The sequence below is a fragment of the Achromobacter veterisilvae genome, from assembly GCF_037619525.1.
In the GTDB taxonomy this organism is placed as follows: domain Bacteria; phylum Pseudomonadota; class Gammaproteobacteria; order Burkholderiales; family Burkholderiaceae_B; genus Achromobacter; species Achromobacter veterisilvae.
In genome coordinates, this window is sequence record NZ_CP148753.1 from 3,082,065 (window position 1) to 3,105,865 (window position 23,801).

The following is a 23,801-nucleotide window of genomic DNA, read 5'->3' on the forward strand; positions in this document are numbered from 1 at the left end:
AAGCCGAAGCCTTCTCTCCTCGGGTGTCAGACACCCCAGTCTTCCACGGCAGCATGGGTTTCGCGCGTTGAAGGGCAGCATTTTTGTGCAGAGGATCTCGCGCTCCACCCATCCTACGTCCTGCCTGCCGCCCTCGCGAGATGGCTTTATCTTGGAACAGCCAAAAAAAAACCCTCCGCAGCGGCAAGCTGCGGAGGGTTTCTTTCGAAGAAGCGATTACTTCTTCTTGGTGTCCTTCAACTGGGGCAGCGAGGTGCCCGAAGAGGCCAGCAGGCCCGTCTTCACGTAGGTGAACAGCTTTTCGCGCGTGTCGACGATGTCGAGGTTGCGCATGGTCAACTGGCCGATGCGGTCCGCCGGGGTGAAGGGGGCGTTCTCTACCTTCTCCATGGACAGGCGCTCGGGCGCGTAGGTGAGGTTGGGCGATTCCGTGTTCAGCAGCGAATAGTCGTTGCCGCGGCGCAGTTCGAGGGTGACTTCGCCGGTGATGGCGCGCGCCACCCAGCGCTGGGCGGTTTCGCGCAGCATGATGGCTTGCGGGTCGAACCAGCGGCCCTGGTACAGCAGGCGGCCCAGCTTGCGGCCGCTTTCGCGGTACTGCTCGATCGTGTCTTCGTTGTGGATGCCGGTGACCAGGCGTTCGTAGGCGATGAACAGCAGGGCCAGGCCCGGGGCTTCGTAGATGCCGCGGCTCTTGGCTTCGATGATGCGGTTTTCGATCTGGTCGCTCATGCCCAGGCCGTGGCGGCCGCCGATGCGGTTGGCTTCCAGCAGCAGCTCGACGGGGTCGCTGTATTCCACGCCGTTCAGGGCGACCGGCTGGCCTTCCTCGAAGCGGACCGTGACTTCCTCGGCCTTGACGGCCACGTCGTCGCGCCAGAAGGCCACGCCCATGATGGGCTTGACGATCCGGATACCGGAGTTCAGTTGCTCCAGGTCCTTGGCTTCGTGGGTGGCGCCCAGCAGGTTGGAGTCGGTGGAGTAGGCTTTTTCGGCCGACATTTTGTAGTCGAAGCCGGCCTGGCGCATGTATTCGGACATTTCCGAACGGCCGCCCAGTTCGTCGATGAAGCGCTGGTCCAGCCAGGGCTTGTAGATCTTCAGGTCCGGATTGGTCAGCAGGCCGTAGCGGTAGAAGCGCTCGATGTCGTTGCCCTTGAAGGTGCTGCCGTCGCCCCAGATGTTGACGTCGTCTTCCTTCATGGCGGCCACCAGCATCGTGCCGGTGACGGCGCGGCCGATGGGGGTGGTGTTGAAGTAGGTGATGCCGGCGGTCGAGATGTGGAACGCGCCCGCTTGCAGGGCGGCGATGCCTTCGGCGACCAGTTGCGCGCGGCAGTCGATCAGGCGGGCCTTTTCGGCGCCGTAGGCCAGGGCCTTGCGGGGAATCTCATCGTAGTCGGACTCGTCGGGCTGGCCCAGGTTCGCCGTGTAGGCGTAGGGGATGACGCCGTTGTTGCGCATCCACAGGAGAGCCGCGCTGGTGTCGAGGCCGCCGGAAAAGGCGATGCCGACCTTCTGGCCGGTGGGAAGGTTCGGGAGGATAGTGGTCATTGTTTGAAATGAGACGCCAACAGGACTTTGACAGCAGACTTTGACTGCAGCTAGCCGCCAAACAAGAAAAATTTGACCCTATTTTAACTCTTTTGGCTGGCGCGGGCCGCGCAAGGGGCGGGGCGGCCCGCGGCGCCGGGGCATCCGTCCCCGGCAAGGCTTGCCCCAGGGAGAACCGGGCGAACCTGTCCATTTTGTCAGGATGCGGACAGCGTGGAGTCCCGGAGGCTTTTCTACAGTGGGGCCATATCGACTGTAGGCCGGGCAGCCGGCGCCGCAAATGAACACAAGGAACCGCAACGGGCCGCGCTGGGCGGCGGCAGGGCTGGCGGCCGCAATGATGCTGGCCGGCTGCGCCGCGGGGCCCGACTACTCCCGTCCGGCAATGGACCTGCCCGGCGCCTACAAGGAGGCCGGACCCTGGAAAACGGCCCGGCCGGGCGCGATCGACAGCAATCTGCGATGGTGGGAGGCGTATGGGGATCCCGCGTTGAACCGCCTGGTCGAGGCGGCCAACGCGGCCAATCAGACCATCCAGCAGGCCCAGGCGCAGTACCGGCAGGCGCGCGCCGTCGCGGACGCCGCGCGCGCCGGGTTCTGGCCCACCTTGGGCGTCAGCGCGTCGGCGGGGCGGGCGCGGAGCAATACCGGCGGCGTGATGGCGGTATCCGGCAGCTACGCCGCGGCGATCGATGCCTCATGGGAACCCGACCTGTGGGGCGGGGTGCGGCGCCAGGTGGAGGCCAGCGATGCGTCGGCCCAGGCCAGCGAAGCCAGCCTGGCCGCGGCGCGCCTCAGTATCCAGGCGGCCGTGGCCCAGGACTACCTGCAATTGCGGGCCGTGGACCGCGAGAAGGATCTGTACGCCCGGACCCTGGACGCCTATGCGCGCACGCTCAAGCTGACTCGCAGCCAGTACGACGCCGGGGTGGCGCTGCGCTCGGACGTGGCGCAGGCCGAGGCGCAACTGAAGACCGCGCAAGCCCAGTCGATCGACCTGGAAGCGGCCCGCAGCCAGTTGGAACACGCGATCGCGATCCTGACGGGGCGGGCGCCGGCGCAGTTCAGCCTGCCGCCGCTGCCGGCCGGCCAGCCCTGGATGTTCCAGGTGCCGCCCACACCCACCGGCCTGCCGTCGGACTTGCTGGAACGCCGGCCCGACATCGCCGCGGCCGAGCGGAACGTGGCGTCGGCCAATGCGGGCATCGGGGTGGCGCGCGCCGCGTATTTCCCGGCATTGGTGCTGTCGGCAAGCGGAGGCTTCGGCGCCGCCAGTTTCGCGCAATGGTTCGACGCCCCCGGCCGCGTCTGGTCGCTGGGGGCGCTGCTGGCCGAGACGGTCTTCGACGGCGGCCTGAGGAAAGCGCGCGATGCGCAGGCGGTGGCGGCATTCGACGCCAGCGCGGCCCAATACAAGCAGACGGTGCTGGGCGCCTTCCAGGAGGTGGAGGACAACCTGTCCACGCTGCGGGTCCTGGACGACGAGGCGCGCGCGCAGGACGAGGCGGTGGCCGCGTCGCGGCTGAGCGAGCAATTGGCGCTGGCGCAATACCGCGCCGGCACCACCACGTTCCTGACCGTGGCGGTGGCGCAGGCGCTGACCCTGTCCAACGAGCGCACCGCGGTCCAGTTGCGGGGCCGGCAACTGGTGGCCAGCGTGGCGCTGGTGAAAGCGGTGGGCGGCGGCTGGAGCGCCGACGCCCTGGCGGCCCCGGACGCGCAGGCGCTTGCCGCGGCGGGCCAGCCGCCGGCCGCGAACCCATCCATCAACAAGAACGAGTGAGTCCATGGACAAGGCGGTGACTTCCCTTGATCGGCATCCGGTATTGCGGACCGGCGCCGTGGCGCTGGCGGTTGCGGCGTGCGCGCTGGCGGCCTGGCTGTTTCTGCGCGGCGGCGCCGCGCCACCGGCCGCTTCCGAATCCGCGGTGCCGGTGGCGACCGCGCTGGCGCGGCGGCAGGACGTGGCGCGCTACCTGACCGGCGTGGGCACGGTGACGGCGGCGGCCAGCGTGACCGTCAAGGCGCGCGTGGACGGCCAACTGGACAGCGTGGGGTTCGTCGAAGGGCAGGACATCAAGGCCGGGCAGGTGCTGGCCAACATCGACCCGCGCGCCCTGCAGGCGCAACTGGCCCAGGCGCAGGCGCAGCGGGCGAAGGACCAGGCGACGCTGTTGAACGCCCGCCTGGACCTGCAACGCTATACCCGCCTGCAGCGCGAGGACGCGGCCACGCAGCAGACCCTGGATGCGCAGCGCGCGCTGGTGGCGCAACTGGAGGCCGCGACGCAGACCGACGACGCGCAGATCAGCTATGCCAAGGTGCAGTTGGACTACACGCGCATCGTGGCGCCCATCGCGGGTCGGGTGGGCGCGCGGCTGGTGGATCCGGGCAACATCGTGCACGCGGCCGATGCCAACGGCCTGGTCGTGATCAACCAGATCGATCCAATCACCGTGCTGTTCTCGCTGCCCGAAGAGGCGGTGCCGGCGATCAACGCCGCGATGGACCGGGGCCGGCCGCTGCCGGTCGTGGCGTATGCGCGCGACAGCAATGAGCCGCTGGAGACGGGAACGCTGGTGCTGTTGAACAACCAGATCGACACCGCCACCGGCACGGTGCAGCTCAAGGGCCGTTTCGACAATCCCCGGCATCGGCTGTGGCCCGGCCTGTACGTCAACGCTCGCCTGGTGCTGGATGCGCGCGAAAGCGCGCTGACCGTGCCGGCCGCCGCCGTGCAGCGCAGCCAGACGGGCACCTACGTGTACACCGTGGACGGCAACGGCGTGGCGCGGCCATCGCCGGTGAAGGTCGAGCGGATGCAGGACGGCCTGGCGGTCATCCAGGAAGGGCTGGCCGACGGGCAGCGCATCGTGGTGGACGGGCAGTACAAGCTGAAGCCGGGCAGCAAGGTGCGCGAGCTGGCCGCGGCGGGGAAGACGCAATGAGCATCTCGGCCAATTTCATCAAGCGCCCGATCGGCACGTCGCTGCTGGCGCTGGCGATCCTGCTGGTGGGGATCGCGGCATGGCCGCTGCTGCCCGTGGCGCCGCTGCCCCAGGTGGATTTCCCCACGATCCAGGTGCAGGCGAACCTGCCGGGCGGCAGCCCCGAGACGATGGCGTCCAACGTGGCGCAGCCGCTGGAACGGCAGTTTTCGCTGATCGCCGGCCTGTCCCAGATGACGTCCGTCAGCGCGATCGGCAATACGCAGATCACGTTGCAGTTCGACCTGAACCGCAGCATCGAGTCGGCGGCCGTGGACGTGCAGGCGGCGATCAACGCCGCCACGGGGCAGTTGCCGGCGAACCTGCCGAATCCGCCCACGTTCCGCAAGGTCAACCCGGCCGACGCGCCCATCATGGTGATGGCGGTGCAGTCCGATACGCTGCCGCTGATCCAGGTGAACGACTACGCCGACAACATCCTGGCGCAGCAGATCTCGCAGATTTCCGGGGTGGGGCTGGTGAACATCGGCGGCCAGCAGAAGCCCGCGGTGCGCATCCAGGTGGATCCGGGCAAGCTGTCGGCACTGGGCCTGAGCCTGGAGGACATCCGGGGCGTGATCGCGACCACCACGGTCAACCAGCCCAAGGGCACCATCGACGGCGCGCGCCAGAGCTTCACGACCTATACCAACGACCAACTGCTGTCGGCCGCGCAGTGGAACGACATGGTGCTGGCCTACCGCAACGGCGCGCCGATCCGGGTGCGCGACGTGGGCGTGGCGGTGGACGGGCCCGAGAACACCAAGCTGGCGGGCTGGGCCTACGCGGGCAAGGCTTCGCCGCCCGACAATACGATCACCAACGGCCGTTCGATCGTGCTGCAGATCAGCAAGCAGCCGGGCGCCAATGTGATCGACACCGTGGACCGGATCCGCGCGGCGCTGCCCCGGCTGGAGGCCTCGATCCCGCCGTCGGTGCACGTCAACACCATCATCGACCGCACCCAGACGATCCGCGCATCGGTCACGGACGTGGAGTTCACGCTGACGCTCACTATCATCCTGGTGGTGCTGGTGATCTTCCTGTTCCTGCGCAACGTGGCGGCCACGCTGATTCCGTGCGTGACGGTGCCGCTGGCGCTGATGGGCACGGCCGCCGTGATGTACGTGGTGGGCTTCAGCCTGGACAACCTGTCGCTGATGGCGCTCACGATCGCGGTGGGTTTCGTGGTGGACGACGCCATCGTGATGCTGGAAAACGTGTACCGCCACGTGGAGGCCGGGATGCCGCCGATGGAGGCCGCGTACAAGGGCGCCGGCGAAATCGGCTTTACCATCGTGTCGATCTCGGTCTCGCTGATCGCCGTGTTCATTCCGCTGCTGCTGATGGGCGGCATCGTCGGCCGTCTGTTTCGCGAGTTCGCCGTGACGGTGACCCTGGCCATCGTGGTATCGGTGCTGGTGTCGCTGACGCTGACGCCGATGCTGTGTTCGCGCTATCTGAAAGACCATCACGGCGACCGGCACGGCCGGCTGTACCAGCTTTTCGAGAGCGGCTTCGACGCCATGATGCGCGGCTACGAGCGCGGGCTGAAGCTGGTCTTGCGGCATCAGTTCGCCACGCTGTGCGTGTTCCTGGCGACGGTCGCCTGCACCGCGGCGCTGTTCGTGGTGATCCCGAAAGGTTTCTTCCCGCAGCAGGACACCGGCTTCATCTTCGGCTTTGCGGAGTCGGCCCAGGATTCGTCGTTCGCGCTGATGAACCAGCGCATGATCCGCATGGCCGAGGTGATCCGGCAGGATCCGGACATCGCCAGCTTCGGGTTCAACGGCAGCCAGAGCACCTACAACACCGGCAACTTCTACATCGGCCTGAAGCCCAAGGATGAAGGGCGCACGGCGTCGGCCGACGAAGTGATCGCCCGGCTGCGCCCGCGGCTGGCCGAGCTGGAGGGCGTGACGCTGTTCATGCAGGCGGGGCAGGACATCAATGTGGGCGGACGGCTGTCGCGCACCCAATACCAGTACACGCTGACGGACGCCAATCTGGACGAACTGAACGTCTGGGCGCCCAAGCTGCTGGCGACGTTCCGCGGTTTGCCGCAGTTGGCCGACGTGGCGTCCGACCAGCAGAACGCGGCGGCCACGGCGTCGTTGACCATCGACCGCGCGCGGGCTTCGTCGTTCGGCATATCGCCCGCGCTGATCGACGCGACGATCTACGACGCGATCGGCCAGCGCCAGGTGGCGCAGTACTTTACGCAGATCAACAGCTACCACGTCATCCTGGAGGTGACGCCGGCGCTGCAGCAGGACCCCGGCCTGTTTTCCAAGCTGTACCTGACCTCGCCGCTGACCGGGCAGCAAGTGCCCTTGTCCACCTTCGTGAAGCTGGACACGGACAAGACGGCCTATCTGTCGATCAGCCACCAGGGCCAGTTCCCGGCGGTGACGATTTCGTTCAACCTGGCGCCGGGGGCGTCGCTGGGCGAGGCGGTGCAGGCGATCCAGCAGGCGCAGAGCGGCATGGGCGCGCCCGCCAGCCTGACGGGCGCGTTCCAGGGCACGGCCAAGGCCTTCGGCGATTCGCTGTCGACCCAGCCCTACCTGATCGCGGCGGCGCTGATCGCCGTGTACATCGTGCTGGGCCTGCTGTACGAAAGCTACATCCATCCGCTGACGATTCTGTCCACGCTGCCGTCCGCGGGCGTCGGGGCGCTGCTGATCCTGATGCTGGGAGGCTACGACCTGAGCGTGATCGCGCTGATCGGCATCATCCTGCTGATCGGCATCGTCAAGAAGAACGGCATCATGATGATCGACTTCGCGCTGACCGCGGAACGGGAGCACGGCATGGCGCCGGCCGAGGCGATCTACCAGGCTTGCGTGCTGCGCTTCCGGCCCATCATGATGACGACCATGTGCGCGCTGCTCAGCGGCTTGCCGTTGATGCTGAGCCATGGCCAGGGATCGGAGCTGCGCCGACCGCTGGGCTACGCGATGGTGGGCGGCCTGATCGTTTCGCAGGCGCTGACCCTTTTCACGACGCCCGTGGTCTACCTGTACCTGGACCGCGCGCATTATTGGTACCTGGAGCGCAAGGCGGCGCGGGCCGCCAGGAAGGCGGCCCGCGCCGGCGGAGAAATCCCGCAGCCGTCGCGCCGCCCGGCGGAGTTGGGTCAAAATAGGGGTCAACCGTAGGGACTTGCGGGGCGGCACATGAAAATCCTGATAGTCGAAGACGAGCTGAAGACGGCGGATTACCTGCGCAAGGGCCTGGGAGAGCAGGGGTGCGCGGTCGACGTCGCGCACAACGGCATCGACGGCCAGCACCTGGCCCTGGAGCACGACTACGACGTGATCGTGCTGGACGCCATGCTGCCGGGCATGGACGGCTTTGCCGTGCTGCGTTCGCTGCGCACCGTGCGGCAGACGCCCGTCATCATGCTGACCGCCCGCGACGGCGTGGAAGACCGCATCCGCGGCCTGCACGACGGGGCGGACGATTATCTGGTCAAGCCCTTCTCCTTTCTGGAACTGCTGGCGCGCCTGCAGGCGCTGACCCGCCGCGGCCGCGCCCAGGAACCCGTGCAACTGCGCATCGCGGATCTACAGATCGACCTGATCAGCCGCAAAGCCTGGCGGGCGGGCACGCGACTGGACCTGACCGCCAAGGAATTCGCGCTGCTGGCCGTGCTGGCCCGGCGCCAGGGCGAGATCCTGTCCAAGACGGCGATCGCCGAACTGGTCTGGGACATGAATTTCGACAGCAACGTCAATGTGGTGGAAGTCGCCATCAAGCGGCTGCGGGGCAAGGTCGACGCGCCGTTCGGCCGGCGCCTGCTGCACACGATCCGCGGCATGGGCTATGTGCTGGAGCTTCGCGACGACGGGGCCGCGGAATGAGGGGCGCGCGGTGAGAACCCCGTTGAAGTTCTCTTTGAAGGCCCGGCTGGTGGTCTTATACGCGGTGGCGGCCGCGGTGACTTTCGCGCTGACCGGCATGGCGCTGTACGGGGTGCTGGACCGCCAGCTCGACCGCATCCAGCAGGACGCGCTGCGCACCACTGTGCAGGAGGTCAGCTATTCCCTGACCCGCAGCAACGACCCCGAGCGCTGGGGCCGGTTCAAGACCAAGCTGGACACCCTGACGCCGGTCGACGGCAGCCTGCGCTTCTGGGTGCTGTCGGACGATCCCGCCTACGAGTACGGCAAGGGGCTGGCCGACATCAGCAGCCTGGAACGCCATCCCGACGGCATGGGCAAGATCATGCTGCCGGACCGCGAGGACGCGTTGCGCACCCTTACCGTCACGGTCGATCCCAGCCAGGCCCGGCCCCAGGTGCGGCTGATCGTCGGCATGGACTCGGCGCCCTATGCGCATACGTTGCGCTACTTCCTCTGGGCGATGGCGGGCTTGTCGCTGACGGCCATCCTGCTGGTGGCGCTATTGGGGTTCTGGGTGACGCGTCTGGGGCTGCGGCCGCTGAACCGTCTGTCGGCCGAGGCGCGCGCCTTGCGGCCCAGCGCCTTGTCGCAGCGCCTGAGCATGGCCGAGCTGCCGGTGGAGCTGGAAGACCTGGCCACGTCGTTCAACGGGGCGCTGGCCCGCCTGGAGGGCGCCTACAACCAACTGGAAGCCTTCAACGCCGACGTGGCGCACGAGCTGCGCACGCCGGTGACGAACCTGATCGGCCAGACCCAGGTGGCCTTGTCCCGCCGCCGCAGTTCGGACGACCTGCAAGAGGTGCTGCAATCCAACCTGGAGGAACTGGACCGTCTGCGGGCCATGATCAACGACATGCTGTTCCTGGCGCGCGCCGATCAGGGGGAGGCCGCCACGGGGCGGATCCAGGCGGTGCTGGCGGACGAAGTGAACAAGACGGCCGAATTCTTCGAATTCCTGCTGGACGAGTCCGGCATGCGGGTGCGCATCGACGGCGACCGCGAGGCCAGCGCGCTGATCGACACCGCTTTGTTCCGGCGCGCGGTCACCAATCTGTTGCAGAACGCGATCCAGTATTCCGCCGCGGGGGCGGAGATCGCGGTCGGCATCCAGCGGCGCGGCGAGATGCTGGAGGTGGCCGTCAGCAACGCCGGGCCGCCGATCGCGCCGGAACACCTGCCGCACCTGTTCCAGCGCTTTTACCGCGTGGACGCGGCGCGCCGCGGCGACGGGGCGGAACACAGCCACGGCCTGGGGCTGGCCATCGTGAAGGCCGTGGCCGCCATGCATGGCGGCACGGTATCGGCCAGCAGCGAAGGCGGGATTACGCGCGTCGCGTTCAGCGTGGACGCGCGGCCGCCGCGCCAGGCGGGGCAGCCCTAGTGTCCGGTCCCGCAGGTACGCCCGCATGAACCCTCCCGGCCAGGCCAGGGCGTCAGACCGCTAAGCGGCCGGCGCGAACAGCTCGGCCAGTTTCAATCGGCGGATCAGCAGGCCGGTGGCCGCGGCCAGGCGCGTGGCCGGCCGGTGGCGGGCGCTCGCCAGCACCAGGTTGTTGGTGATCTTGGGCGAAACGATGTCGCAGAGCGACAGCGCGTGTTCGGCGGCGGGGCCCCGGGCGGCGGAGCGCGGCAGGATGGCATAGGCATCGCCCTGGGCCGCCAGTTCCACGATGGTCTGCACGGCGTCCACTTCGGCCGCCACCTTCAGGCGCACGCCCTGGGCGCGGCAGACGCTTTCCACCAGGGTGCGGATGGCGTTGGGCAGGCTGGGCAGCACCAGCGGATAGTCGCCCAGCCGCGCCACGGCGACGCGGGCCGGCAGCGGCGGTTCGTGGCCGGGAGCCGCCGCCAGCACCAGGTCTTCCCGGAACAGCGATTCATAGGCCAATTGCGGCGATGGGGCCGGATCGTAAAGCAGCGCCAGGTCCACCCGGCCGGCCAGCAGCCATTCGCGCACCTGGGCGCTCAGGCCCTCGGCCACGGCGATGGACGCGTCGGGGAAGCCGCGGCGGAACGCCTGCACCAGCGGCGGGGTGAGCACGCGGGCGATGCGCGGCGGCAATCCCACCACCACCTTGCCGGCCGGGGTTTCGCGCAATGTCTGCAGGTCTTCCTTGGCGCGCTCGGCCAGGGTCAGCAGGGCGCGGGCGTGTTCCAGGAAGCGCAGGCCGGCTTCCGTGGGCTCGGCGCCGCGGCCGTTGCGGTAAAGCAGATGCTGGCCCAGTTCCAGTTCCAGCAGGCGGACCTGCCGGCTGAGCGTGGGTTGCGCCACGTCCAGCATTTCGGCGGCGCGCGAAAAACTGCGCCGTTCGGCGACCCTGACGAAGTACTCGATCTGCTTGAGGTCCATTGGATATTTGATTTTTCTATATCTGAAATCAAAGATATAGCATTGTTAGGCAGCCCGCAATCCGGGACGATGTCGCTTTCACCGCTGGAAGCCGTCTGTGCCCGATTGCCGTCCCCCGCTTGCGTCCGTGTCCCGTCCCCGCCATGCGCTCCCGCCCGGCGCTTGCGATGCCCATTGCCACGTCTTCGGGCCGGGCGACGTATTCGCGTACGCCGAGGGCCGTTCGTATACGCCGCCCGACGCGCCCTATGCGAAGCTGGCGGAGCTGCACGCGCGCCTGGGCGTGTCGCGGGCGGTGGTGGTGCAGGCCAACTGCCATGGCTCGGACCACGGCGCCCTGCTGGATGCGCTGGCCCGCGGCGGCGGCCGCTATCGCGGCGTGGCGCTGCTGGGCGCGGAGGCCTCTGCGGCTGGCATCGAGCAGCTCCATGCGGGCGGCGTGCGCGCCGCGCGCTTCAATTTCGTGCCGCATCTGGGCGGCGCGCCCGATCCCGCGGTGTTCGACCGTGTCGTTTCCCTGATCGCGCCGCTGGGCTGGCACCTGTGCCTGCATGTGGACGGCGCGATGCTGCCCGGCCTGCTGCCGCGGCTGCGGGCGCTGCCGGTGCCGTTCGTGGTGGACCACATGGGCCGGCTGAAGGCGGCCGACGGCCTGGAGTCGCCGGCGATGCGCGCCTTGCTGGGCCTGGCCGGCGTGCCGCAGGCCTGGGTCAAGGTCTCGGGCATCGACCGCATCGCGTCCGGCCGGCGCCCGTTCGCCGAGGGCATCCCCTTCGTCCGCGCGCTGGCCGAGGCGATGCCGGACCGTACCTTGTGGGGCACCGACTGGCCGCACCCGAACGTGGCGGGCGATATGCCCGACGACGGCGAATTGGTGGACACGTTCTTTGAAGCGTGTCCGGACGCCGGGCTGCGCCAGCGCGTGCTGGTGGACAACCCGGCGCGGCTGTACGGGTTCGCCTAGGGCGGCCCCGGCGAAAAGAACATTCCATTCAACGAGGAGACACCATGTTCAAGAAAATTCTCTCGGCCGCCGTGCTGAGCCTGGCCGCGCTGGGCGCGGCGCGCGCCGACGGCCCCGTCCGCCTGATCATCGCGTTCCCGCCCGGCGGTCCGGTGGACCTGGTGGGGCGCGTGCTGGCCGAGCAACTGGGCAAGGAGCTCAAGCAGCAGGTCATCGTCGAGAACAAGGCCGGCGCCAACGGCAACATCGCCGCCGCCTACGTGGCCAAGGCGCCGGGCGACGGTTCGGTGCTGTTCCTGACCAGCGTCGGCGCGGTGGCGATCAGCCCGGCGCTGTACAAGGACCTGCCGTACGATCCGGTGCGCGATTTCGCGCCGGTGTCCAAGGTCGTGAACAACGCCACGGTGTTCGTGGTGAACCCCTCCAATCCGGCGGCGGACGCGGCCGATTTCGTCAAGAAGTCGCAAGCCGCCACGCAGTCGGTGGCGATCGGCTCGTCGGGCATCGGCAGCATTCCGCACCTGACGCTGGAAATGTTCGCCGACGCCAGCAAGGCCAATGTGCTGCACGTGCCGTACAAGGGCGCCGCGCCCGTCATCAACGACGTGATGGGCAACCAGGTGGCGGGCTTCTTCGGCGACGTGCCGGGCCTGATCGGCCACATCCAGGGCGGCAAGCTGAAGCCCCTGGGGATCGCCGCGCCGACGCGCCATCCGCTGCTGCCGGAGGTCAAGACGCTGGCCGAGCAGGGCATCGCGGGGGTGGAATCCAACAACTGGTACGGCATCGTGGCTCCCGCCGCGACGCCGCCGGCCACCATCGACAAGCTGAACCAGGCCGTCCGCGCCGCCTTGGGCGACGAATCCGTGCGGGCCAGGCTGGAGAAGTTCGGCGCGCAGGCCGCTCCCGGTTCGCCGCAGGAACTGGCCGCCTTGATCGCGTCGGATCGCGAGAAGTGGACCGCGCTGATCCAGCGCAAGAACATCCGTCCGGAGTAATCATGAGCGCAAGCCGAGTCTCGCCCGTCGTGCCGGGCACCCGCCCGGGGCTGGCCGCGCTGGAGGCGCGCATCGGCGCCGCGCGCGGCCGGATCTCGCCGCTGTACCAGGTGCTGTTGAACAGCCCCGCCGTGGTGGAAGGCTGGGAAGCCATGCTGACCGCCATCCGCCAGAAGACCTCGCTGGCGCCGCGCCTGCGCGAGCTGATCATCCTGCGCGTGGCGACCTTGAACAACGCGCCCTATGAGTTCGAGGCGCACGTGCCGCACGCGCTGGCCGGCGGCATGCCGCAGGCGGTGATCGACGCGCTGCGCGGCAACCCCGCGCCGGAGACGGTAGAAGGGTTGGCGCCGGGAGAGGCCGAGGTGCTGGCGCTGACCGACGCGATGACGCGCGATATCGAGGTGCCGGACGCGGTGTTCGCGCCCTTGCGCGCCCGCTACGACGACGCGCAACTGGTGGAATTGACGGCGACGGTAGGGGCGTACAACATGGTGTCGCGCTTCCTGGTGGCGTTGCGCGTCGGCCATTGAAAGGAGAAGACTGTGCAGGAAACGGTATTGCTGGTGTCGCTGGGCGAACGATTCGATGAAGCGCGCGCGGCGGATATGGCCCGGCGCTTGACCGAAGGGCTGGCGGGCGTCGCGGTCAGCGCGTTCGCGGCGGTGGAAGACGAGGACACCTACGTGTACCTGCGTGGCGCGCCGGAGGCGTTGCCCGAGATCCAGGCGCGCCTGGCGGAGAGCTTTCCCGGCGCGCGGGCGCGTGTGCTGCACAAGACGCTGGACCTGCCGGGCGCGTCGGCCGGGCAGGATGCGCCCTGGCACTACATCGTTGAAACCGATGTGCTGCCCGAGGCCGAGGCGGACCTGAACGCCTGGTACGACCAGGAGCATCTGCCTGGCCTGGCCTCGGTGCCGGGCACGGTGCGCGCGTTGCGCTACGAATGCCGCGACGAAGCGCCGCGCTATCTGGCCTGCTACGACCTGCACACCCGCGAAACCTTCGGCAGCCCCGCCTGGCTGGCCGTGCGCGCAACCGACTGGAGCAGCCGGGTGCGGCCGTCGTTCCGCAACACCCGCCGCACCATGTTCCGAAGAGTTTTGTAGGATGGGTGGAGCGCGGCAGTTCCTAGGTAAGAACCCAGGTGCTCAACGCGCGAAACCCATGCGGCCGTGGGCAGACTGTTTTTTTCGGCCGATGTCGGGCACACAATCTGCCCACGGCCGCATGGGTTTCGCGCGCTGGAGGGCGGTGTTCTAGCTTAAGAACTCTCGCGCTCCACCCATCCTACGCCTGTCCCAGCAGCAGGAATTCCATCAGGGCCTTCTGCACGTGCAGGCGGTTCTCCGCCTCGTCCCAGACGACGCTTTGCGGCCCGTCGATGACTTCGCCCGCGACTTCCTCGCCGCGGTGGGCGGGCAGGCAGTGCATGAACACGGCTTCGGGGTCGGCGGCCGCCATCATGTCGGCGTCCACGCACCAGTCGGCGAAGGCCGCGCGGCGCTCTTCGTTCTCGGCTTCATAGCCCATGCTGGTCCACACGTCGGTGGTGACGAGGTGGGCGCCCTTGCAGGCTTCCATGGGGTCCTTGAACTGGCGCAGCACCTTGTCGGACGGCGCGCCGATGCGCGAGGCTTCCAGTTCGTAGCCGGCCGGCGTGGACACGTGCAGCGTGAACCCCAGCATCTCGGCGGCCTGCAGCCAGGTGTAGGCCATGTTGTTGGCGTCGCCCACCCAGGCCACCGTCTTGCCGGCGATGGGGCCGCGGTGCTCGATGTAGGTGAAGATGTCCGCCAGGATCTGGCAGGGGTGGAATTCGTTGGTCAGGCCGTTGATCACGGGCACGCGCGAATGCGAGGCGAAGCGCTCGATGCGGGTCTGTTCGAACGTGCGGATCATGACGATGTCGACCATGCGCGAAATCACGCGCGCGGTGTCCTCGATGGGCTCGGAGCGGCCCAGTTGCGAATCGTTGGAGGTCAGGTTGATGACCGAACCTCCCATCTGGTACATGCCGGCCTCGAACGACACGCGGGTGCGCGTGCTGGCCTTTTCGAACACCATCGCCAGCGTGCGGTCGTGCAGCGGCATGTGGGGTTCGTAGCGCTTGAACTTGTCCTTGATCAGCCGCGCGCGGTCCAGCACGTAGGCGATCTCGGCGGACGAAAAGTCCTTGAATTGCAGGAAGTGCCGCAACGGGCCGTTTTGAGTCGTGGGAGGAGTCATGGTGATGTCGCAGGTCATTGGGCCCGGCCAGGCTCGTGGCCCGGACGGGACGTTGATTATGGTTGTTCGGCCAGGAATTGTTGGATGAGGGGAACCAGGATGGCGACGATACGGTCGGCCTCGTCGCGGTTCAGGATCAGCGGCGGCAGCATGCGGATGACGCGGTCGCGCGTGACGTTGATGAGCAGCCCGGCCTCCATGGCGCGCATGGCCAGGACGCCGCAGGGGCGGGCCAGCTCGATGCCCAGCATCAGGCCGCGGCCGCGGATGTCGGCGACGCCGGGCGTGCCGGCCAATTCCCTGGCCAGCGAATCTTTCAGGTGGGCGCCCACGGCATGGGCGTTGTCCAGCAGTTTTTCGGATTCCAGCGCGTCCAGCACCGCCAGCCCGGCCGCGCACACCAGCGGACCGCCGCCGAAGGTGGTGCCGTGGCTGCCGGGCGTGAGGACGCCGGCGGCGGGGCCGGCGGCCAGCATGGCGCCGATCGGCACGCCGCCCGCCAGGCCCTTGGCCAGGGTCATCACGTCGGGCCGGATGTCCGCCCACTGGTGGGCGAACCATTTGCCGGTGCGGCCGATGCCGGACTGGACCTCGTCGATCATCAGCAGCCAGCCGCGTTCCGTGCACAGGCGGCGCAGTTCCTGCAGATAGGCGATGTCGGAGGGACGGATGCCGCCTTCGCCTTGCAGCACTTCCAGCAGCACCGCGACCGTGCGCGGTTCGGCGTCGCCCGCGGCGCGCACCGCGTCCAGTTGGTTGTAAGGAACCTGGATGAAGCCCGAGGGCAGGGGTTCGAAGCCCTTGCGCGCCTTGTCGCTGCCGGTGGCCGCCAGCGTGGCCAGGGTGCGGCCATGCCAGGACGAGTCCATGGTGATGATGTGGGCGTGCTGGTTGCCCCGCTGGTAGGCGTAGTAGCGGGCCAGCTTGATCGCGGCCTCGTTGGCTTCGGATCCGCTGTTGTTGAACGCGACTTCCTGCATGCCGGACAGCTCGGTCAGGCGGGCGGCCAGCGCGGTCTGCTGCGGGACTTCATAGATGTTCGAGGTATGGATGAGCCGGGCGGCCTGCTCGCCGATGGCGGCCACCAGCTTCGGGTGGCCGTGGCCCAGGCAGGACACCCCGATCCCGGCCAGCGCGTCCAGGTACTTGCGGCCCCCGGCATCCCACAGCCAGACGCCCTGGCCGTGCGTGAACGATACCGGCAGCCGGGCATAGATATTGGCCAGAGGCGAGGTCATCGCGGATCCTCCTGGGGGATGGGCGGATCGAGCCGGGGCCGGCTCGCAACCGGGCCCTCTCGCGCACGCGCTTCCCCGGGGGGAATCGGCGTTTGAAAGAGGGCAAAGGATCAATCATATACAATTCGCGGCGCAGGGCGCATGTTTGATCACGCCGAAGATCCGGCTTTCGTGAAAGGCGCGCTGTAGTGAAGAACTCATGGCAACTCGCGTCAGACAATTCGTAATTCATGGCGTTACCGAAAGCGGTAGCCGCTTCCGCCCCAGCGACTGGGCGGAACGGCTCGCCGGCGTAATGGCACAGTTCCGGCCCGCCGGCTGTGCCGGTAACCACCTCACTTATTCGCCCTATGTGCTGCCCGTCGTGATCGACGGCGTGCGCGGGATCGTGGTCGATCAGCGTTTGCGCGACCTGGAACCGCTGGCGTACAAGTTCGTGGTGGATTTCGCCCGCGACAACAACCTCAAGACGGAAGAACGCGAAATCTAGGCCCCCAGAATCGAAAAGCGCCCAAACGGGCGCTTTTTCATTGGCAGGCCCGCGCCTGCGCGCGGCCAAGGTTTCCAGGCGGTGTTCCAGTGGATGGAGCACGCGCCTTTTGTCGCGCGCGCGTTTCTGCGGGGAGGGGTGTCAGACACCCGGGAAGGGCGGTCCAGGTTTGACGTTCTGCCCGTAAGGGTGTCAGACACGGCGAACGCGGTGAACGCGCGCGTTCCCAGTGTCTGACACCCCTACGAAATGGCGGTACGGCTTGCAGAGGCCTTCCCGGGTGTCTGACACCCTTGTATCTTGGTCCCCATCACTTCGCGTAGACCAGGTCGCGCAAGCCCAGCGACAGCCCCGGCCAGTACGTAATCACCATCAGGCACACGATCACCACCCCCACGAACGGGACCAAGGGCTTGATCAAGCGCTCCAATGGCAGCTTCGCCACCGCGCAAGCCGCGAACAGGTTCACGCCGAACGGCGGCGTGATCATGCCCAGCGCCAGGTTCACCACCATGATGATCCCGAAGTGCACCGGCTCCACGCCGAACTTCAGCGCCACCGGCAGCAGCAAGGGGGCCAGCACCACGATGGACGCCGAGGTCTCGATGAACATGCCGATCACGAACAGCGCCGCGTTCACGCCCATGAGGAAGGTGAACTTGGTGTCGAAGATCTGCGCCAGCCAGACGCCCAGCGCGTCCGGGATGCCCGCGCGGTTGAGCAGGAAGCTGAAGATGCCCGCGTTGGCGATCACGAACATGATCACGGCGGTGGACACCACCGATTTGTGCAGCGTGTCGGACAATTGCTTGAAGCTCAGGCGGCGGTAGATGAACTTGCCCACCACCACGGCGTACATGACCGCCACCACCGAGGCTTCCGTCGGGGTGAAGACGCCGCCATAGATGCCGCCCAGGATGATGACCGGCATCAGCAGCGCCAGCCAGGCGCTCTTGAAGGCCGGCCACAGCGGCAGGCGGCCTTCGCCGTCGCGCTTGCCGAGGTTGTTGCGCTTGGCGTAGAACCACACGTAGAACATCAGCGCCACGCCGATCAGGATGCCGGGCATGACGCCGGCGATGAACAGTTCGCCGGTCGAGGTGTCGGTGGACACGGCGAACAGAATCATCGGGATGGACGGCGGGATGATCACGCCCAGCTCGGCCGCGCTGGCCTGCAGCGAGGCGGCGAAGGGCGCGGGGTAGCCGTGCCGGATCATGGCCGGGATCAGGATGGCGCCGACGGCGAAGGTGGTCGCCACGCTGGATCCGGCCACGGCGGCGAAGATCATGCAGGTCAGCACGCAGGTGCAGGCCAGGCCGCCCTGGATGCCGCCCACCACGCTCTTGGCGAACTCCACCATGCGTTCGGAGATGCCGCCGGCCTCCATCAGATTGCCGGCCAGGATGAAGAAGGGAATCGCGACCAGCGGGTACTTGTCCAGCGCGGCGAACAACTGCTGGGCGACCACCAGCCAGGGCAGGCCGGAGGCGCCGACTCCCGCCAGGCTGGCCAGGCCGATCGACACGGCGACCGGCACGGACAGCCCGAAGAAAATCAGCATCGAGACAATCATTAATTGGGACATGGCGATATCTGCTGCTTATGTTCGATAGGGGGCGGCTCAGCCTTGCGCGTCGTTGCGCACGGGCACGTCTTCTTCCTCGCCGGCGCACCAGCGGGCCAGCACGGCGATGGCGGCCAGCGTGGCGCCCACGGGGATGGCCAGGTAGATCCAGGAAATCGAAATGTCCAGGCTGGGCACGTTCTGGAAGCGCACGCGGTAGGTCATGTTGCCGCCGATCCAGGCCAGGAAGCCCAGGAAGCCGGCGCAGGTCAGGCCGATGACCGCTTCGAGCGCGCGGCGGCGCGCGCCGCCCAGCAGGTTGCGCAGCAGTTCCACGCTGATCATGGCGCCGTGGCGGAAGGCCAGCGCCACGCCCAGCAGCACGGTCCAGATCAGGAGGGCGCGGGTCAGCACCTCGCTCCAGTCGGCGGGCGAGTGCAGCACGAAGCGGGCGATGACCTGGTAGAAGGCGGCGGCCGCGGCGGCCACCAGCAAGAGTTGGGCAAGAATGGAGACCAGCTTGAACAGCCCGCGGTCAAAGGCGCAGAGCAAACGCATGATGTATCCCGTTGGCGGTGTACGCGAAGGATGGGGGACGAAAAACGGCGGGATCTCGATCCCGCCGCCAGGGCAGAGGCGCCCCGGGTAGGGGCGCGCCCTGTTTACTTGGTGTCGCGGATCGAGTCGATCAGTTTCTTGTCGAACTTCTTGTAGTACTCGGGGTAGGCGGGTTCGACGGCGGCGGCGAAGGCGGCGCGGTCCACCTCGGACACCTGCATGCCTTCCTTCTTCAACTGCTCGACGCCCGTTTTCTCGATGTTGTCCACGTAGGCGCGCATGGCCTGGGCGGATTCCTTGCCTGCCTTGTCGAAGTTGGCCTTGTCCGCGGCGGACAGGCCTTCATAGACGTTGGCCGACATCAGCACCAGGGCCGGGCCATAGACGTGGCCGGTCAGCGACAGGTACTTCTGCATCTGCGACAGCTTGGCCGAGGTGATCACCGACAGCGGGTTTTCCTGGCCGTCGATGGTGCCCTGCTGCAGGGCGGTGGCCACTTCCGGCCACGCCATGGGCGTGGGCAGGATGCCGATCTGGCGGAAGGCCGTGATGTGGATCGGGTTTTCGGTGGTGCGGATCTTCAGGCCCTTGGCGTCGGCCGGGGTCGCCACCGGACGCACGTTGTTGGTCAGGTGGCGGAAGCCCTGTTCGCCCCAGGCCAGGGCGACGATGCCGCGGCTGGGGAACTTGGCCAGCATGTCCTGGCCGATCTTGCTGTCCAGCACCTTGCGGGCGTGGTCCAGGTCGCGCAGCAGGAAGGGGATATCGAAAACCCCGGTTTCGGGAACAAAATTCAGGGTAGCCCCTGTCGAAACGATGGCCAGGTCGATGGTGCCGATCTGCAGGCCTTCGATCACCTCGCGTTCGCCGCCGAGCGCGCTGTTGGCGAATTGCTGTACCTTGTACTTGCCGCCGGTGGAGGCTTCGACGGACTTGGCCATGGCGTCCGCGCCGGCGCCGTAGTGCGACGACGTGGACAGGGCGTAGGCCATCTTCAGGGTAGTCTGCGCCGCCGAGGGCAGGGAGGTTGCGGCCGCGCAGGCGGCCAGAATCGTGGCGGCAAGCCAGGATTTACGCATTGTCTTCTCCAGGTGTGGTTCTTTATTCATGGGCGGCACTGCGCCCCGCCCCGGGATGATATCGGGATTCGGCCCCGATATCGGGCGTTGGTTAACATTGTGGAATGATGGATTTCCCTGATATGTCACGGGCCAGGCGCCCCGGTTTCTGGTCCACCCTGCGCCTGGGCGCCAGGATGATGATGCGCGACGCCCGCGCCGGAGAGCTGCGCCTGCTGGTGCTGGCGCTGGTCGTGGCGGTGGCCGCGGTGACCAGCGTGGGCTTCCTGGCCGACCGGGTCGGCCGGGCGCTGGAGCGCGACGCGGGGCAGATGCTGGGCGCCGATCTGGTCCTGGATGCCGACGAGCCCGTGCCGGCGGCCTTCATGGACGAGGCCCGCGGGCGCGGCCTGGCCGTGTCCAGCACCTGGCAGTTCCCGTCCATGGTGGGCGCGGGCGACGGCGCGCAACTGGCCGCGCTGAAGGCCGTCGAGCCGGGCTATCCGCTGCGCGGCGCCCTGCGGGTGACGGACGCGCCGTTCGCGCCCGAGGCCGCCACGCGCGACATCCCGCCCGAGGGCGCGGTGTGGGTGGACGGGCAACTGTTGTCGCTGCTGAACCTGAAGGTGGGCGACAGCCTGAACGTGGGCGACGCCCACCTGCGCATCGACCGGGTGATCACCTACGAACCCGACCGCGGCATGCAGTTCGTCAACGTGGCGCCGCGGGTGCTGCTGCGGGCCAGCGACCTGCCCGCCACCGGCCTGATCGCGCCGGGCAGCCGCATCGGCTATGCCCTGCTGGTCGCCGGCCAGCCCGACGCCGTGGCCGGCTATTCGGCCTGGCTCAATCGGAACCTGAAGCGGGGACAGAAGGTGGCCACGCTGGAATCCGGCCGGCCGGAGGTGCGCCGCACCCTGGACCGCGCACAGCGGTTTCTGTCGCTGGTCGCGCTGCTGGCCGTGCTGATATCGGCGGTGGCGGTGGCGCTGGCGGCCGGCCGCTACATGGCGCGCCATCGCGACGGCGTGGCCGTCATGCGCTGCCTGGGGGCGGTGCAGTCGCAGGTGTCGCGCATGCTGACGCTGGAATTCACCCTGGTGGGCCTGTTTTCGTCGGCCGCGGGCTGCCTGCTGGGCTACGCGGTGCACCAGGTGCTGGTCATGCTGCTGGGGTCGCTGATCGACACCGCCTTGCCCGCGCCCTCGGCCATTCCGGCCCTGCAAGGGCTCTTGACCGGCCTGCTGCTGTTGCTGGGTTTCGCCCTGCCCGCGCTGGCCCAGTTGCGCCACGTGCCGCCCGCCCGGGTGCTGCGGCGCGACGCGGACGCGCTGAGCGCGCGCAGCGCCTTCGGCTACGCCCTGGGCGCAACGGGATTCGCGCTGCTGATCTGGTGGTTCGCCGGCGACGCCAAGCTGGGCGCGGTCGTGGCGGGCGGTTTCCTGGGCGCATTCGCGGTGTTCGCGCTGGTGGCTTGGCTGTGCATTCTGGGCCTGGCGCGCGTGCGCGGGCTGGCCGCCGGCCTGCCCGCGCTGCGTTTCGCGCTGGCGGGCGTGGTGCGCCGGCGCGCCGCGACCATCACCCAGGTGTGCGCGCTGGCGGTGGGCCTGATGGCGCTGCTGTTGCTGACGATGACGCGGACCGACCTGATCCAGGGCTGGCAGCGGACCCTGCCGCCCGACGCGCCCAACCGTTTCCTGATCAATGTGCAGCCGGACCAGCGCCAGGCCGTGACCGACGCGCTTACCCGCGAGGGGCTGGGCCGTATCTCGCTGTCGCCGATGGTGCGCGGCCGGCTCATCGCCGTCAACGGCAAGCCCGTGGGCCCGGACGATTACGAAGAACCCCGCGCCAAGCGGCTGGTGGACCGCGAGTTCAACCTGTCCTACGGGGATGCGCTGCCCTCGTCCAACCGGATCGAACAGGGCCGCTGGCTGGCGCCCGGCTCGTCGGAGGTGTCGCTGGAGTCCGGCCTGGCCAAGACCCTGGGCATCAAGCTCGGCGACAGCATGACCTTCGACGTGGCTGGCCAGCAGGTCGTGGCGTCCGTGTCCGGCACGCGCCGGGTGGACTGGGATACGATGCGGGTGAATTTTTTCGCCATCCTGACCCCCGCCTCGCTGGCCGACATGCCCCAAAGCTGGATCACCTCGTTCTACCTGCCGCCGGAAAAGGCGGCGGTGCTGCCCGCGCTGGTGCGAGAGTTTCCCAACCTGACGGTGTTCGACGTGGGCGCCATCCTGCAGCAGTTGCAGTCCGTGCTGAACGAAGTGGGCCGCGCGGTCCAGCTACTGTTCCTGTTCACGCTGGCGGCGGGCGTGCTGGTGCTGTCGGCCGCGCTGACGGCCACGCGCGACGAGCGCATGCGGGAAGCCGCGGTGTTGCGCGCGCTGGGCGCGACCCGCAGCCAGTTGGCCCGGTCCCAGCGCATCGAGCTCTGGGCCGTGGGCGGCCTGGCCGGCCTGCTGGCCGCCGCGGGGGCAACGGCCATCGCTTGGGTTTTGTCAACCCAGGTGTTCGATTTCACGATTACTCTCAGCCTCTGGCCATGGGTGGCAGGCATAGTCGCGGGCATGCTGGGCGCCTGGGCGGGCGGCGCGCTCGCCTTGCGCGGCGTATTGCGCACGCCGCCTTTGGTCACCCTCCGAGAAACCTGATGACGTCCCGCGTCCACTCCATTACCGAACCCGTGGAAAACTCCCACAGCATTTTCGATCTCCTCGGCGGCGAGGCCGGCGTGCGCGCCCTCGTCGACCGCTTCTATGACCTGATGGACATGGAGCCCGACCTGAAAGAACTGCGCGCCGCCCATGGCCCCAGCCTCGACGAGGCGCGCGACAAGCTGTTCTGGTTCCTGTGCGGCTACTTCGGCGGCCCGGACCACTATATCGAGCGCTTCGGCCATCCGCGGCTGCGCGCAAGGCATCTGCCGTTCTCGATCGGCGAGGCCGAGCGCGACCAATGGGTGACCTGCATCGGGCGCGCCATGGAAGACCAGGGCGTCGAGCCCGCCCTGGTGGACCGGCTGCTGCAGTCCTTCTACGGCGTCGCCGACTGGATGCGCAACCGTGAAGGCTGAGGACGACCGCCGCTCGGGCGCGCGGCGCCAGGCCTGGCCCGGCCCGCTGGCCGGGGCCATGCTCAGCGACGCCTCGCGGCTGCCCGAGGCGGGGCCGGAACTGTTCAACCCCGGCCACTACGGCGACCGGGCCCGGCCGGTGGACGCCGGCGGGCGCCAGGCGGCCTGGTTCGTCCAGGGGCAGGGCTGGCAGGGCGTGCTGCGGCGCTACCGCCGCGGCGGGATGATCGCCCGCGTCAGCCGCGACGCCTACGTCTGGAGCGGCGAGGACCGCACCCGCAGCTTCCGCGAATACCGCCTGCTGGCCGCCATGCGCGCCCAGGGCCTGGCGGTGCCCGCGCCGCTGGCCGCCGCCTATTGGCGGCAGGGGCCGATCTACCGCGCGGCCATCGTGGTCGAGCGCATTCCCGGCGTCCGGCCCCTGGCCCAAGCGCTGGCCGAGCCGATCTGGCGGGCGGCTGCCGAGGCCATCGTCCGCATGCACCGGGCGGGGGTATGGCACGCCGACCTCAACGCGTTCAACATCCTGGTCGGCAACGACGGCCAGGTCTGGCTGATCGATTTCGACCGCGGCACGCAAGGCGCCTTGTCCGAACGGCAGCGCCAGGGCAACCTGGACCGCCTGCGCCGTTCGCTGCGCAAGGTGGCCGGAGAGGACGGCGAGCGCTTCTGGCTGCGCCTGCGCGACAGTTACTGGACGGCCTGGGGCGTCGGAATCCAGCCCTGACGGCTCCCTCGCGGCCGGCCCGCGCGCCCGCCCGGGCCGTATTCGCGCCAGCCCCCCGAAGTTGGGCTGGTCGCCGCCAAAAAGCTTTATCATT

Annotated in this window: 20 protein-coding genes and 1 tRNA gene; 14 read left to right on the forward strand and 7 right to left on the reverse strand. The window is 68.4% G+C overall.

Annotated features, from left to right (window positions below):
* Window positions 1-216: 216 nt before the first annotated feature.
* Window positions 217-1,554, reverse strand: coding sequence for an argininosuccinate synthase (gene argG, locus WHX56_RS14410; RefSeq protein WP_129246656.1), 1,338 nt, complete (start codon window positions 1,552-1,554; stop codon window positions 217-219).
* A 280-nt stretch (window positions 1,555-1,834) separates the two neighbouring features.
* Here argG and WHX56_RS14415 point away from each other — a divergent pair, with 280 nt between their 5' ends.
* From WHX56_RS14415 to WHX56_RS14435, 5 genes are read left to right on the forward strand one after another with little or no spacing between them, the layout of a single operon-like run.
* On the forward strand, window positions 1,835-3,337 hold the full coding sequence (locus WHX56_RS14415; RefSeq protein WP_338881612.1) for an efflux transporter outer membrane subunit: 1,503 nt from the start codon (window positions 1,835-1,837) through the stop codon (window positions 3,335-3,337).
* Between the two features lie 4 nt (window positions 3,338-3,341).
* Entirely contained in the window at window positions 3,342-4,502 is a 1,161-nt protein-coding gene (locus tag WHX56_RS14420; RefSeq protein ID WP_338881613.1) for an efflux RND transporter periplasmic adaptor subunit, read from the forward strand.
* Complete coding sequence (locus tag WHX56_RS14425; protein WP_338881614.1) at window positions 4,499-7,702, forward strand: efflux RND transporter permease subunit; 3,204 nt, start codon at window positions 4,499-4,501, stop codon at window positions 7,700-7,702. Before WHX56_RS14420 ends, WHX56_RS14425 begins: the two co-directional genes overlap by 4 nt.
* An 18-nt stretch (window positions 7,703-7,720) precedes the next feature.
* Window positions 7,721-8,407: a heavy metal response regulator transcription factor gene (locus WHX56_RS14430; RefSeq protein ID WP_129246663.1), complete on the forward strand. Its 687-nt coding sequence runs from the start codon at window positions 7,721-7,723 to the stop codon at window positions 8,405-8,407.
* Window positions 8,408-8,429: 22 nt separating this feature from the next.
* The gene (locus WHX56_RS14435) at window positions 8,430-9,830 is read left to right on the forward strand and encodes a heavy metal sensor histidine kinase (protein WP_338881616.1); all 1,401 of its coding nucleotides are present in this window, start codon (window positions 8,430-8,432) and stop codon (window positions 9,828-9,830) included.
* 60 nt (window positions 9,831-9,890) lie between these two features.
* On the opposite strand, the gene WHX56_RS14440 is transcribed toward WHX56_RS14435, so the two are convergent.
* The gene (locus tag WHX56_RS14440) at window positions 9,891-10,799 is read right to left on the reverse strand and encodes a LysR family transcriptional regulator (RefSeq protein WP_338881618.1); all 909 of its coding nucleotides are present in this window, start codon (window positions 10,797-10,799) and stop codon (window positions 9,891-9,893) included.
* Between the two features lie 97 nt (window positions 10,800-10,896).
* On the opposite strand from WHX56_RS14440, the gene WHX56_RS14445 reads away from it, so the two are divergent.
* Genes WHX56_RS14445 through WHX56_RS14460 form a run of 4 tightly spaced genes read left to right on the forward strand, consistent with a single transcriptional unit; the run spans window position 10,897 to window position 13,870 of the window.
* Window positions 10,897-11,763, forward strand: coding sequence for an amidohydrolase family protein (locus WHX56_RS14445; protein WP_338881620.1), 867 nt, complete (start codon window positions 10,897-10,899; stop codon window positions 11,761-11,763).
* A 44-nt stretch (window positions 11,764-11,807) separates the two neighbouring features.
* The gene (locus WHX56_RS14450; RefSeq protein WP_129246671.1) at window positions 11,808-12,761 is read left to right on the forward strand and encodes a Bug family tripartite tricarboxylate transporter substrate binding protein; all 954 of its coding nucleotides are present in this window, start codon (window positions 11,808-11,810) and stop codon (window positions 12,759-12,761) included.
* Window positions 12,762-12,763: 2 nt separating this feature from the next.
* Window positions 12,764-13,294 (forward strand): carboxymuconolactone decarboxylase family protein, encoded by a 531-nt coding sequence (locus WHX56_RS14455; protein ID WP_129246673.1) that lies wholly within the window; start codon window positions 12,764-12,766, stop codon window positions 13,292-13,294.
* A gap of 12 nt (window positions 13,295-13,306) precedes the next feature.
* Entirely contained in the window at window positions 13,307-13,870 is a 564-nt protein-coding gene (locus WHX56_RS14460) for a DUF4286 family protein (RefSeq protein ID WP_129246675.1), read from the forward strand.
* A gap of 181 nt (window positions 13,871-14,051) precedes the next feature.
* Here the strand turns inward: WHX56_RS14460 and argF are convergent, their stop codons facing one another.
* Entirely contained in the window at window positions 14,052-14,990 is a 939-nt protein-coding gene (gene argF / locus WHX56_RS14465) for an ornithine carbamoyltransferase (RefSeq protein WP_129246677.1), read from the reverse strand.
* Between the two features lie 56 nt (window positions 14,991-15,046).
* Window positions 15,047-15,733: an aminotransferase class III-fold pyridoxal phosphate-dependent enzyme gene (locus WHX56_RS14470; protein WP_165360349.1), complete on the reverse strand. Its 687-nt coding sequence runs from the start codon at window positions 15,731-15,733 to the stop codon at window positions 15,047-15,049.
* On the opposite strand from WHX56_RS14470, the gene WHX56_RS14475 reads away from it, so the two are divergent.
* A tRNA-Phe gene (locus WHX56_RS14475) sits at window positions 15,725-15,801 on the forward strand. The two genes, WHX56_RS14470 and WHX56_RS14475, sit on opposite strands and share 9 nt — an antisense overlap.
* A gap of 626 nt (window positions 15,802-16,427) precedes the next feature.
* Complete coding sequence (locus WHX56_RS14480) at window positions 16,428-16,718, forward strand: DUF3579 domain-containing protein (RefSeq protein ID WP_129246681.1); 291 nt, start codon at window positions 16,428-16,430, stop codon at window positions 16,716-16,718.
* Between the two features lie 310 nt (window positions 16,719-17,028).
* Here the strand turns inward: WHX56_RS14480 and WHX56_RS14485 are convergent, their stop codons facing one another.
* From WHX56_RS14485 to WHX56_RS14495, 3 genes are all read right to left on the reverse strand, one after another.
* Window positions 17,029-18,306 (reverse strand): TRAP transporter large permease, encoded by a 1,278-nt coding sequence (locus tag WHX56_RS14485; RefSeq protein ID WP_338881623.1) that lies wholly within the window; start codon window positions 18,304-18,306, stop codon window positions 17,029-17,031.
* Between the two features lie 36 nt (window positions 18,307-18,342).
* The gene (locus tag WHX56_RS14490) at window positions 18,343-18,843 is read right to left on the reverse strand and encodes a TRAP transporter small permease (RefSeq protein ID WP_129245772.1); all 501 of its coding nucleotides are present in this window, start codon (window positions 18,841-18,843) and stop codon (window positions 18,343-18,345) included.
* Between the two features lie 104 nt (window positions 18,844-18,947).
* Window positions 18,948-19,922 carry a TRAP transporter substrate-binding protein gene (locus tag WHX56_RS14495; RefSeq protein WP_338881625.1) on the reverse strand — a complete coding sequence of 325 codons (975 nt, stop codon included), beginning with the start codon at window positions 19,920-19,922 and terminating at the stop codon, window positions 18,948-18,950.
* Between the two features lie 104 nt (window positions 19,923-20,026).
* Here WHX56_RS14495 and WHX56_RS14500 point away from each other — a divergent pair, with 104 nt between their 5' ends.
* Genes WHX56_RS14500 through WHX56_RS14510 form a run of 3 tightly spaced genes read left to right on the forward strand, consistent with a single transcriptional unit; the run spans window position 20,027 to window position 23,707 of the window.
* A complete protein-coding gene (locus WHX56_RS14500; RefSeq protein ID WP_338881626.1) occupies window positions 20,027-22,558 on the forward strand; it encodes an ABC transporter permease in 2,532 nt (843 codons plus the stop codon).
* Complete coding sequence (locus tag WHX56_RS14505; RefSeq protein ID WP_165360327.1) at window positions 22,558-22,980, forward strand: group II truncated hemoglobin; 423 nt, start codon at window positions 22,558-22,560, stop codon at window positions 22,978-22,980. Before WHX56_RS14500 ends, WHX56_RS14505 begins: the two co-directional genes overlap by 1 nt.
* 58 nt (window positions 22,981-23,038) lie before the next feature.
* On the forward strand, window positions 23,039-23,707 hold the full coding sequence (locus WHX56_RS14510; RefSeq protein WP_422393661.1) for a 3-deoxy-D-manno-octulosonic acid kinase: 669 nt from the start codon (window positions 23,039-23,041) through the stop codon (window positions 23,705-23,707).
* Window positions 23,708-23,801 lie beyond the last annotated feature (94 nt).